This is a genomic window from Aquiflexum lacus, from assembly GCF_015476655.1.
GTDB lineage: Bacteria > Bacteroidota > Bacteroidia > Cytophagales > Cyclobacteriaceae > Aquiflexum > Aquiflexum lacus.
Map to the genome: position 1 here is coordinate 72,408 of NZ_JABFHF010000003.1, position 12,302 is coordinate 84,709.

Here is a 12,302-nt window from a genome sequence, read left to right on the forward strand (position 1 = left end):
TTATGTTTGTGGCTTTTTCGGGACAATTATATGGAACTGACTACCTTTATTTTCTTCTGATTCAACCCAAATACTTCCGCCAATATTTTCAACGATTTTCTTACATATAGCCAATCCAATGCCCGTTCCTGAATATTCTTCTTTGTTGTGGAGCCGTTGGAATATGACAAAGATTCTTTGATAGTACTCAGTTGCAATTCCTATACCATTATCCGAAATAATAAAATGCCATTGGTCTTTGGCTTCCTCTATCTTTAATTCTATGATTGGGTTCAATCCTTTTTGGCGGTATTTGATGGCATTGGAGATGATGTTTTGAAATACTTGCCTTAATTGTGATTTTTGGGAATTGATGACAGGAAGCTGAGGATAGACTATAGTTGCCTTATTTTCTTCAATTTGGGATTTTAAAAGAATTTTGACCTCTTCCATCAATTTGTTTAAATCAACAATAGAAATAGGGTCAGCCATTCGGCCTATTCTCGAAAACTCCAAAAGATCTGATATGATGGATTTCATTCTTTTGGCGCCATCCACAGCATAGTAGATATATTGTTTTGCTTTTTCATCAAGGAGATCACCATATTTTTTTTCAAGTTGACCCAGAAAGCTGGTAATCATTCTAAGTGGTTCCTGTAGGTCATGTGAAGCAACATAGGCAAACTGTTCCAATTCTTTGTTGGAAATATCAAGTTCCAAATTACTTTGAAGCAAATCTTCATTCAGCCTTTTTACGGAATCCAGATGATTCTTTCTTTCTATCGCTACGGCAAGATTGGAACTCAAGGTTTTTAAGAATGATATTTCTTCTTTGGACCATTTCCGTTCTTGGGTACAGTCATCAAAACCCAAGTAGCCATAAAAGTGGTCTTTGATAAATACAGGGATTTGAAGAATTGATTTGATACCTTGTTCTTCCAGTAATGCTTTAGTCTGCCCTTCAAGCTCATTGGTGAGATAAGAAAAAGGCTCATTTTGTAAAGCCAATTCTAAAAATATTGGATGTTCCTCCAAAGAAATTGCCTGATAATACGGATTTTTGATCTGAGCGGAAATCCCGTTCTGAACCCATTCCATCAATTGTCTGGTGTATAGTTTTTTTGAAATTGGGTCAATGTAATTTTCAAAAAAGTAAACCCTATCAGCAGCTACGGCTTTTCCCATCAGTTCCAGACATTCGGGCATAGCGGATTCCCAGTTTTTATTGAAAAGCAAGAGCTTGACTACTTCTGCGATAGTTTCCAGTAGTTTTGTTTTTAAAATCAATGATTGTTCACGTTCCTTACTCCTGGTAATATCCCTTGAAATACCCACAAGACCCAATGCCTCCCCTTTAGGATTGAATAGCGGGATTTTGGAAGTTAACAACCATTTTTTCTGGCCATTTTTATCAATTATTGGTTCCTCCTTATTAATAATTGGCTTTTTGCTGTTCATGACAAAAATGTCATCCTGATGATAAAGGTCCGCCAATTCTTTAGGGAAATACTGATGTGTGGTTTTCCCGATGGTTTCCTCCTCATTTTTTGCACCCAATAATTGTATGTTGGCCTTGTTATTAATAATCTGCCGGAGTTGTGTGTCCTTTACAAAAATGTAATCGGGGATGTTGTCAATCAAGGTACGAAGTAGGTTCCGCTCTTGGTAAAGCGATTCTTCGTAATTTTTTTGGGCACTGATATCCTGAAGGGCTCCAACCATCCTGATCGGAATTCCATTTTCATTTCTGATAATTAAGGTTTTTTCTCTGACAAAAGCATATTCACCATTGTATTTTTTAAACCTGTATTCGCCTGTCCATTTTTCTATTTGAGGATTATCCCTTGCCTCCTGAGTACTTTTATGAATGCTATCAAAGTCTTCAGGATGGATGGCTTCTTTCCAAAAACGCTCATCAACAATTGACATTTCAGTAGCATATCCGAATAATTCATGGTAACCCGGTCCCCAAAAAATCTGACCTGACTTGAGGTCCCAATCCCAAATGGCATCAGAAACAGCCTTTGAAGCATACAAAAACCTTTCGTTGCTTTTAATCAATTCCTGTTCGGCCTCATACTTTTCAGTCTCATCCAAAACTGTAGATATCATCAGATTTTGGTCATATAGCGGTATATTTTTTGCCGAAATATAACGTTCTTCACCTTTTTTGGTCGTGATTTTTATACCGTTCCAAGACATTCTTTCAGGATTCCGACTTTTTATGTCAGCTATGATTCTGTCAGCTATTTCTTGTCGGTAAGTGGGATCAGGATATACATTGGCAAAAAAGTTCTCCACATTTTCAATTTCATCAGGAGGCCAACCATAAATTTCAGAAAACTTCCTGTTTAACAATGTCGCAGTTCCTGAATCGATTTCATTGACAGCAATTCCGATCGGAATATTATCCAATGTAGTCTGTATGAACTGATTTCTTGTTTTCAGTTCTTCATTCGCTTTTTTGATTTCAGAAATATCCTGAATAGCTCCGACCATCCGGTATACTTTTCCTTTATCATCTCTCAAAGCATAACTTTTGTCCTGAACATCTACAAACTCACCATTTGCCTTTCTAAATCTATATTCTTTTTGCCAATTGTCAAATCCACTTTCCATGTAGTCTTCCAGACTATTGAGCACTTCTTGCAGATCATCCGGATGTATATTGTCCCTCCATGTGGAAAGATCAGGTTTAAATTTTTCAAGCTTATATCCGAAAATGCTCCTGTATCCCTCTCCCCATACAACCGTGTCTGATTTTACATCCCAATCATATATTGCCTCAAAGGTAGCTTTGGTGACCAAATGATATCTCTTTAGCAGGTCTTTGAGCCCTTGTTTCAGTATTTCTTCTTCGGTAATATCCTGAACTGTTCCTTTAAATATTTTTTTACCTTTCTCATCAACAAGTTTTCCTTTTTCGTGAACCCATTTCACCTCCCCATTTGGAGTAATGATTCTATGTTTAAAATCCAGGTAAGTATTGCCTGTAATAGCCTGATCATTTTGCCAATCAAATTCATTTACATCTTCTGGATGGATGCTTTGATGAAAATTTTCAAAATTATGAATGGTCTTACTTTTATTTAATTCCCAGATATTATATACCTCATCTGACCAAAAAAGGCTTCCTGTTTCGATATCCAATTCCCAATAGCCTACTTTTGTGATAGTTTGGGCTATAGTCAATTTTTGCTCCAGGTCCTCATGTCTTTTGATTTCTTTCTCCTTAACTGTAATATCCTCCGTTGTTAGGATGACACTTTTCAGACTATCTTCATACCCAGGTACAATTTTCCATTTGAAAGAAATACTTTTGATTTGTCCATCAAGGGTAATTGTTTGTGATTCATCCTCAAAGGCGTTCTTTTCCTCACAAATTGCCGCTAATTGTTTAATGACAAGTTCATATGCTTTTGGAGGGAACAATTTGTGAAAGTTTTCCTTTAATTCTTTTTTTGATTTGGCATGATGCAACTTCAGGCATGCATCATTGAAATCCACTATGATAAGCTTCGAAATACACTCCTTTACAAAACCGCTGTTGTTTTTCAGGAACTTCTCTACGCTAGAGGATGGCTGACCCATTAATCCTTTTTCTACCAGGCTTTTTTTGATTTCTGAAAAATCCTGTTCCCAGATGGCAACAGGGGTTACATCAAAAATGGCTTTGTATTTAGAATCAATTGTTGTCATGAATGATGTAAATGTGGGCAGATTAGCGGTTGCTTTTTATAAAAAAAAAATCAACCAGATTTAAAATTCGATTTGTTGAAGCATAAAAGCAAATTAATCAAATAAAATCGACGAATAAATTTAAAAAAAAATTATTAGAAAATTATTCTAAAAAATTGAATTTTATCGAGGGCGCCACTTTTTGCCAAGGATAGCAATATTCTGATTTTCAGGAAAATACTGTTTTTTGTTAGTGAAAAGCATTTTAATGGGCTTTTATCTTGAATCAGCTTCCGAATTGAACTTCTGATAATGGGTACCTTGGGTTGAACTCCTTAAACTTCCCTTTTTACACCTGGACATTTTTTTTTCAGGTTATACCATTATATAACGCTCCTTTCCAAGTCAAGTCCTGTTCTAAACAAATTAGAACCGCTGTTTTTTTTGATTGACTACAGGGTTGGCGTACATAGCCAGAAAATTTTCCACTGCTACGGAATCATTTTGATCCACTCCTTTATGGAATCTTGCTTCAAAATAGGCTTTTTCAGCGGAAGTATATTTATCCTTGAATTCATCAGTTTGATACAGCAGGTCATAAGCGATGTACTTGGTCGGCCAAAGTTTGTATCCGGACACAATTTGATCATCAATCAGGTCTGCCAGGGCTTTCAATTGCTTGGCTGGTCCCGTGGTTTTTTTACTGATTTGGTCTATCTGATCGGTAAGTAAATCCCCGATATGGATATGTATCCGGTTTTTTTGGCCTAAAATCCCGCTGAGTAAAGTGTGGAAATCTTCATTTTCTCCTTTGACATAGGATTCTGAACGGGCTTTAGCCAGAAGTTCGGGCATTTTCAAAATGTCTGTCGGATCATATTCATAGGAAATACTGACAGGTACAACATTCAGTTTTTTGAAATAATCTAATAGACTTTCTCCCTGATCTGATGCCATGGCGATCATTTTGAGGACACCTTTATGGGTCATGTCATTCCCGTCTTTGGTCCGGCCTTCCCTTTGGGCTATCCATACGGACCTGTTTTCCCTCAAAAGTGATTTGCCTATATACGCGGATATCAACTTGGAACTGTCCAGCAATTCCCTGGAAGGAAGTCCTCTTTTGATGATAAAGTTTCTTGTCAACTTTGCCAAAGCTCTCAGAAATTGTTTTTTGACCAGGTTGTCACCGATAGCAGAAGTGGTCATGGATAATCCATGCTCATACAGACAGGTATTGAGCAGGGAAGTATCAAGGATAATATCCCTGTGATTGGAGATAAAGAGATAGGAAGTGTTTTTGGATAGTTTTTCAAATCCCGAGGTACTCAATCCGTTTGAACTGCTTTCCAAAACCCTTTTGACTCCCGGATAGATAAAATTGATCTGGAAGTCCCTGATTGAATGGCAATGCAGCAAAAGGTCTTTCCAGTATTCGTCATTTTTACCCGGAAAAGTATAATTCATCATGGCCTTAAGCATCGGCTGGTCAATGATTTCCTTGATGGCTTGATTGACTTCTGTGTCGTAGTACGGTCTTATATCTTCAAATGGAGACATTTTTGCTGGGTTGATGAAGTACAAAGAAAGTAAATTTTAGGCAAATAGGGTGATTCTTTTAGATGGATACATTTTTTCCACGCGATTATTTTTAGGAGTAAATTTATATTGAAAAAACAGAAGCTGTCCCAGGGGAACAGCTTCTATTCAAAAAATGATCCAAAGGAATATTATTTTACCAAAAGTCTTTCGACCGTACTATGACCGTTTCTATCAGTAATTACAATGAGGTAAATGCCTTTTGACAAACCTGATACATCAAATTCAACAAATCCTTCATCCGTTATTTTACTGGTGATTTTGACACCTGCGGATGAAAGCAATTCCACATTGATTAAACCTTCTGTGTTTTTGGCAATGACTGTAACCAAATGACTGGAAGGGTTAGGGAATACCCGGACAGAACTGTTTCTCATTTGTTGAGGGAACCTGAATGTCTCAGATATTGATTGGCAACCCAATTCATTCTCTATGACAACTTCATAATTGCCGGCCCCTTGTATCCTGGTAGCATTGACAGTGGTAGTTGAAATAAGGACATCATTTTTATACCAATAGTATGTATAATCACCTTGAATGGTATTCAGCAATCCTCTTTCGAAATAGATGACCGGTTCAGGCAATTCAACCAACGCTGTTTCGGAAACATCAGAATAGGCAAAACATAAATTAGATTCCATCAAGACTCTAAATGATGCAGAAGCATTGATAGCAGAAATTGTTATTTCATTCTTGCCATCAGATCCCTCAATGGGCTCCCAAGTCATGCCGTTATCCGTTGAAATCTCCCAAGCCACGATGTTGGTAAATTCTCCTCCTACAAATAAAAGATTGAATTCACTTTCCGCACATACTTCATTTGGTGCTATAATCTGTCCAGCTATAATATCGCAGCGGAGTTTAAATCTTGCCTTGACCGGTAGATGGTCTGAAGTAGTAGAAAGATAATTGGTAATCAGGTCGAAAGGAGCAACAGCACGCTCGGAGTTGACTATCCAATTGCTTTCCAGTTCATCAGAAATGATCATGTGATCTATCACATCTTCAAAACTAGGGAATGTCCTCAAGCCGGCATTGCTTAGACTTAGGGTGACAGGAATATAGTTTTCAAGGTCATTGATATAATTAATGAATGATGTTTCTGATGTATTTACTGTTGGGGCAGTTTGATCGGCTACAGTCTCGTCAAGATCATCATTAAAATCTCCAAACAAAATCAAAGGAACATCACCATAATAAAAATCCAGAGAATCTTTCAGCACATTCACGTCATATCTTCTCATGGCATACCTTGGATTGGCAGCACTTTCTCCACCTCCGTTAGACCTGGTGTGTACGTTGACTAAATTGAATTTCTGTTGTATCCCATCAATATTCGCTTTTATTTCCATCATAAACGGAAGTCTACCACTTGCCCAGAATCTATCCGGGGTTGAAGGATACCCTACCAAATCTTCAGGATTTACGCCTTCCAGCAACACCCTGGTTTTCACCAATTCCACAACTTCTTTTTTGTAAAGGAAAATCAATTTTTGGGCGTCATCAAAGACATCAGGTCCTTGGGATGCGGCAGGGGAGACTACTGCTTCATATTCTTCCAACAATTCCACCAACTCATTAAATTTATCCAAACCTGTAATTTCCTGGAAAGCATATACATCAGCATCCAGATCTTCCACGATGGTTTTAACATTTTGAAGTTGAAGGTCAACATCGTTTGGACCCTGTCGCGGTTGGGTAGAACCAAACCACTCCACGTTCCAGGTAACAATATCAAAAGTATTGTCCCTTTCTACTGTCGCTCCGGTGACAAACCCTCTTTGGATCATAATATCCCCGCTTTCAAAAGCAATGTTACCACTAAATGCTCCCATGTCATTCGGTGCAAATCTTACTGTGACAGTATTATTGGCAGCAGCTTCTATTGGATCGTATGTCAAGGATTGGAAGAAATCACTTCCGTTTTTGGAAAACTCAAATCCTGGCACGGCCTTAATGGTCAGAGGTTCCAAGGCATCAGAAAGAGAGAAGTTAAAGGTTCTCGTTGCAATAGAAACTGTCCCTACAGGGATAATTCCAAAATGCCAGTAATCTACATTTCCAATAGTATTGGTCAAGAAAGGGGCAGGAGGGGCATCGGAATTTTTAAGGTTGAAATCATCCAAGGTCCAACGTGTTGCTCCTTCCACAGGGGAAGATCTGTATTTAAAGGCAATTCTTACATTACTGTTTTTGAAACCAACCAAGTTAATTTCTTTGGAAAAAGTCCATGTATTGGAAGTGGCAAACCTATCATTCAATTCCGTCCAATCAGCTTGAGCAGGATCTCCATCTACATAATTTGTAGATACCAATAGCTGTAATCTTGGTCCCGCAAAGTTTGCCCTCGACCAGAAGGTAAGTATGGGGAAGTCAAATTCCGAGAGGTCATAGGCAGGGCTAATCAACCAATCTTCATTCAATACAGGGCCGGATAAAAACCCATTCATTTGGACCCCAAAAGGAGCATTTGCAAACTCATTGGTGCCCGCTCTGCCAAACTCCGTACAAACCCATTCCTGATCACCCAAAAGGCTTACCGAAGTCCAACCGGAAGGTAATCCATCAGGGCAGGAGTTATTGAAGTCTTCCGAAATATTGAATGGATCAACAACCGTGGCAGAAACCGTCAAATTTACAGGACCAGCACCGTTGGTCTGATGAGTAATGTTTGATGAAAGAGTACCTGGAACGCTTGAATCCAAAGCAACAGAAATCGAAACAGGATTATTGAATTGACCTGCAGGAATTGTGATAGTGTTTTGGAAATTCACCCCATCTGCTGAAATGATAAATGGTCCCTCACTATTGATAATGATATCAGCAGTAAGGTTTGAGGCAGTAATTTCATAGGTCAAAACAGGGGCTGTTTCGTTGATGGTTACCATTCCAAAATCCAGCGTATTTGGATCAAGGTTAATGCCAGGAACAATTACTCCCGATGCATTTTTGACGATTCCAACAAATGATACGCCTACATTATCGGGGAAGAAATTGGTAACTCTCAGAGTGCCCCCTGAGGCGACAGTTCCGCCATTGGCAGATACATCGGAAGTACTGACAATTCTGAATTCAACATTGCCAGATAGATTTTTTAAGACGGATAGGTCAATTTCCTGATTGTTGAATGCTGTCCCTATTTGCTCCCAATTTGCCAGATCGCTGGAGAAATTGTCTCCGCTATATCTCAATGCGAGATTTTTAGGCCCTGTATTGGATGATCTTGTTCCTAATTTCAGATTGCTCAGGTCAACCAATTTGTCCGGCGCTACTGTGAAACCAAAAGTGAAAAATCTTTCAGCTCCGGAATCCCATCCATTTGAACTGATCGAGTTATTGGCTCCTGTAGGACCAATGTCAGTGCCTCTAGCAAAATCTAAGGCAGTCAAACCATCTGTCACTAATTCTGCACCGGTAGAAATCTGATTTCCAGGTTCACCTGTGAAATTATAATTGAGTATGACCTCAGGCTCTAAAGGTGGAATCTCCCTGATTGTTCCGTTGAATTGGACTGGTAAGAAGTTCCCAGATGAAACAAAGAAGTTTCCAACCCTTAATGTTCCTGCGGTTTGTATTTCGCTATTATTTGCAGCTCTATTGCTAGTAGCAACTACTCTGAATTCTACATCTCCTGATATCAGACCTATATTGGAAAGGTCTAAAGTTTCATTGGAGAAATTGGATCCGGAATTGGTCCATTGCGCCAAATCTGAGCCGAAATTATCAATACTATATCTTAAGGACAAATCGCCAGGTCCAGTATTTGAAGATCTTGTAGCAATTACAAGGTTTTGTAATTCCACTTCAAATCCTGACGCTATGGTAATACCAAAAGTAAAATAATCATTCGCTTCAGTGCTCCAACTGGAGCCACTTATTGAATTATTGGCTGTTGTAGGTATTATTCCTGTACCTCTTCCGAAATTTTTCGCATCAATATTTATACTTCCTGTTCCTGCGGTGAATTCCTGATTTCCCGGCTGCCCAGCAAAATCCCACTGAGCTAGGGTAGCTGCTGTTTCTGGATCGGGGTCATTGATAGGAGTAACTTCCCCATTTAAACTCACTGCCAAATCACCCGGGAAAAAATTAGTGACCCTAAAGGTTCCTGTAGTCGAAACTGTGCCGCCATTTGCTGAAACATTGCTTGAACTTACAATTCTGAATTCAACATTTTCTGTCAATAGGGGCAAAGCGGACAGGTCAATTTCTTGGTTATTAAAATTTGTACCCACCTGTACCCATGTCGCAAGATTGTTGGTAAAACCATCCATGCTATAGGTTAAGGCCATTTCTCCCGGACCTGTTCCTGAAGAACGGGTTCCTATAATCAGTTTGGAAAGTTTGGCCTGAAAACCTTCATCAATGGTTATTCCAAAACTGAAGTACCTGTTTTCTCCCGCATCCCAACCTGCAGAACTGATGGAATTGCCCGCTGTGGTAGCCGTAATATCTGCTCCCCGTGTTAAGTTCAAGGGAATTACGTTGGTACTTCCAGTACCTGCTGTAAATTCCTGATTGCCTGGTTCACCTGCAAAATTCCAGGAGGCCAAAGTTTGGGCCTGTACATTAAATAGCCCAAAGACCATTAAAGCGACAGTAAGTAATTTTTTAAGTAAAGGTTGTTTCATGAATTTTTAAAATTGATTTGAACTAATTCTAAAATTAGCCCTTCTATAAGCCAAAAGAGGAATGAGATTGTTATTAGAATGTTAAAAAATTGTTGGTTGGTTTTGGGTTTATTGGTGAGTAAAGTCAGCTTCCAATGTATCTGAAAGGTATGGAAATGAAAATTCCACTGATTACTCAGTGGAACTTTGCAAATCTATTATTTTATGATTCGATTGAATATTAAAATAAAAACCTCCAAGTCAGATTGATTGGTCTGATATTGTCAACATTTCCCGCAGTCAAAGGGGAGTTAAATTGGTAGGTGAGCCCAAAAGTTGAGGCATTTAGGATTTCCAGTTTTTTGAAATAATCACCCTTAAATCCAATCATCAGTTCTGCTTGAAGGTTTAATGGACTGGCCACTTCTGACAAGTTAATGGTTTGGTTTTCATTGTTTTCTCTGTAACCAAAAGTTGTGCTGAAGTTATAGCCCCCTCTTAATCCTGTTTGAAGAAAAATATTTGAGGTTTGTTTACTGCTGTTTTCCCTAAAATAAATTCTGGTCTGTGCAGAAAGGTTAAGACTATTTTGAAACACACGAGTATATTTAATTCCATCCGGCGCTTGGATGAAATTATTCCTGTTTTCATCCAAAACCGGATAAAAGTCGAGATTATAGGTCAATCTCTCCAGTTCCAAGCCTGTAATGAATGAAAGCCTTTTGTTGAATGGTAATTCCTTCATGAGACCTATTTGGACATTGCTGTGACTATCTTGATAGAAATTTTCAGAGACACCTTGCAGGAAACTAACCCCTGCGCCAAAGCTAAAGTAGGTTTGGGATTTGTAAGGTTTTTTTGAATTTTTACGCATTTCCTGGGCCTCTACATTGAAAGTGGCCAATAAAATCAAGATGCTTAGTAGATTTTTTTTGATAGTTTGTGTTTTCATAATTGTACCTCATTGATTTACAGGTACAAAATTGGGGGAAGATGAGGAGGTAAAAATTGACCTAGGTTAAGAACGTTTCTTTTTTTGCGCCATTAACTTTTTTCTGATCCTACTCAAGGATTCAGGTTTGATGTTGAGGTAGGAGGCAAGATATTTTAAAGGGACCTGTTCCAAATACACGGGGTATTTCTGCATCAGCTTCAAATACCGCTCACTGGCAGAATCTGTCAGAAGTGAGATTTCTCTTTGTTCACGCCAAATGTAATATTGTTCCACAGCTGTTCTGCCAAATTTATTGCTCTCGGGAAATTGTTCATAGAGGTGTTGTAAAAATGTATAGGGTAATGAGGCAAGTATGCAATCTTCCAATGCTTCTATAAAGAACATGGAAGGGCTTTGTTGGATAAAACTGGAATAGGAACAATTGAATTCGTGTTGGAAAGAAAAATCAAATGACTTTTCCTCTCCTTTTACCAAAATAAAATGCCTCGTTAGGCCTTGGATTACAATAGATAGGTACCTTTCAGTTTCACCCTCATTTATTATATAGTCACCCTTACTATACTTTCTGATTTTGAATCCCTGCTTGAACACTTCCCATTGTTCATCAGTCAAAGGGAGGTAATCATACAAAAGCTCCCTTGCTGCATATAAATGTTGTTCGTACTCATCTTCCGAAAGTGTTCTATCCATGAAGGAATTGAGGTTCAGTTTGATTTACAAGTTAAGGATTAACTTAACATAGGTCAATTTTTGGCGGTTTTAGGTCGCATACCTTTGTAAAACAAACCAAACTTAATGAAAATGAAAATTCAATTTACATTCGGAAGCCTAAAAGGGCTATATGTGATTGCTTACCTGTTGCTCTTTGGCGGAATATTGAGGCTGTTTTCCGGCCTGTATGATTTTTTCAAAGTTCAGTCAAAATTGGACCTTCTTGAAAAATTTGATTTTCTGGTAGAAAATGCCCTTTTATTTGGCCTTAATGGATTGATCTTGTTTTTAATCCTAAAATGGATGGCAGCTAATCTCAGAGGAAAGGATTTTGAAATGAGTCTGAAATAATTGTCAGGAATAAATAAAAATTGAAATGAAGAAGTCAAAATACAATTCAGCTTATCCATTTATCAACATCCTTTCCTATATATTTCTGGTGTGTGGGATAGTCCTTATTTCTTTGGAAATAGTGTTGTTCTTTAGATCAGAAGACTATACCATGGTGGATTCAAGTGATAAATATTTTATGGTAATCTTGATGTTGTTATGGTATGTGGGTTTACGGTATTTTAATAAAAGATATATTAACAAACATTAAAGTTGAGTTCGAACAGGTTTGAAATTCAGAATACGTTTGTATTTACAAATCCGTACTTTTGCTCAATCCTTGTGATCTTTGAGAACACCATGTTTAATTGCGCTGCAAAAAAAGACCTTTGGGAATAATTGCTTTTAGAATCCCAAGGTCAGGAATTAATTCCCTAGAG

7 protein-coding genes are annotated in these 12,302 nt (G+C 38.1%); 2 read left to right on the forward strand and 5 right to left on the reverse strand.

Features of this window, described 5'->3' with window-relative positions:
- From HMJ38_RS04010 to HMJ38_RS04030, 5 genes are all read right to left on the reverse strand, one after another.
- Positions 1–3,678: a PAS domain-containing protein gene (locus HMJ38_RS04010; RefSeq protein WP_194973083.1), complete on the reverse strand. Its 3,678-nt coding sequence runs from the start codon at positions 3,676–3,678 to the stop codon at positions 1–3.
- Between the two features lie 405 nt (positions 3,679–4,083).
- On the reverse strand, positions 4,084–5,217 hold the full coding sequence (locus HMJ38_RS04015; RefSeq protein ID WP_194973084.1) for a 1-acyl-sn-glycerol-3-phosphate acyltransferase: 1,134 nt from the start codon (positions 5,215–5,217) through the stop codon (positions 4,084–4,086).
- Between the two features lie 170 nt (positions 5,218–5,387).
- Entirely contained in the window at positions 5,388–9,887 is a 4,500-nt protein-coding gene (locus tag HMJ38_RS04020; protein ID WP_194973085.1) for an endonuclease/exonuclease/phosphatase family protein, read from the reverse strand.
- Positions 9,888–10,107: 220 nt separating this feature from the next.
- Positions 10,108–10,818 carry an outer membrane beta-barrel protein gene (locus HMJ38_RS04025; RefSeq protein WP_194973086.1) on the reverse strand — a complete coding sequence of 237 codons (711 nt, stop codon included), beginning with the start codon at positions 10,816–10,818 and terminating at the stop codon, positions 10,108–10,110.
- A gap of 66 nt (positions 10,819–10,884) precedes the next feature.
- Positions 10,885–11,511 (reverse strand): Crp/Fnr family transcriptional regulator, encoded by a 627-nt coding sequence (locus tag HMJ38_RS04030; RefSeq protein WP_194973087.1) that lies wholly within the window; start codon positions 11,509–11,511, stop codon positions 10,885–10,887.
- 111 nt (positions 11,512–11,622) lie between these two features.
- On the opposite strand from HMJ38_RS04030, the gene HMJ38_RS04035 reads away from it, so the two are divergent.
- Both HMJ38_RS04035 and HMJ38_RS04040 read left to right on the forward strand, forming a co-directional pair.
- The gene (locus tag HMJ38_RS04035) at positions 11,623–11,883 is read left to right on the forward strand and encodes a hypothetical protein (protein WP_194973088.1); all 261 of its coding nucleotides are present in this window, start codon (positions 11,623–11,625) and stop codon (positions 11,881–11,883) included.
- A gap of 25 nt (positions 11,884–11,908) precedes the next feature.
- Positions 11,909–12,133 carry a hypothetical protein gene (locus HMJ38_RS04040; RefSeq protein ID WP_194973089.1) on the forward strand — a complete coding sequence of 75 codons (225 nt, stop codon included), beginning with the start codon at positions 11,909–11,911 and terminating at the stop codon, positions 12,131–12,133.
- Positions 12,134–12,302: the final 169 nt, after the last annotated feature.

Bases quoted from the DNA above. Each gene is read 5' to 3' on its own strand.
- HMJ38_RS04010 (WP_194973083.1), bottom strand. From the start codon at position 3,678: ATGACAACAATTGATTCTAAATACAAAGCCATTTTTGATGTAACCCCT.
- HMJ38_RS04015 (WP_194973084.1), bottom strand. From the start codon at position 5,217: ATGTCTCCATTTGAAGATATAAGACCGTACTACGACACAGAAGTCAAT.
- HMJ38_RS04020 (WP_194973085.1), bottom strand. From the start codon at position 9,887: ATGAAACAACCTTTACTTAAAAAATTACTTACTGTCGCTTTAATGGTC.
- HMJ38_RS04025 (WP_194973086.1), bottom strand. From the start codon at position 10,818: ATGAAAACACAAACTATCAAAAAAAATCTACTAAGCATCTTGATTTTA.
- HMJ38_RS04030 (WP_194973087.1), bottom strand. From the start codon at position 11,511: ATGGATAGAACACTTTCGGAAGATGAGTACGAACAACATTTATATGCA.
- HMJ38_RS04035 (WP_194973088.1), top strand. From the start codon at position 11,623: ATGAAAATTCAATTTACATTCGGAAGCCTAAAAGGGCTATATGTGATT.
- HMJ38_RS04040 (WP_194973089.1), top strand. From the start codon at position 11,909: ATGAAGAAGTCAAAATACAATTCAGCTTATCCATTTATCAACATCCTT.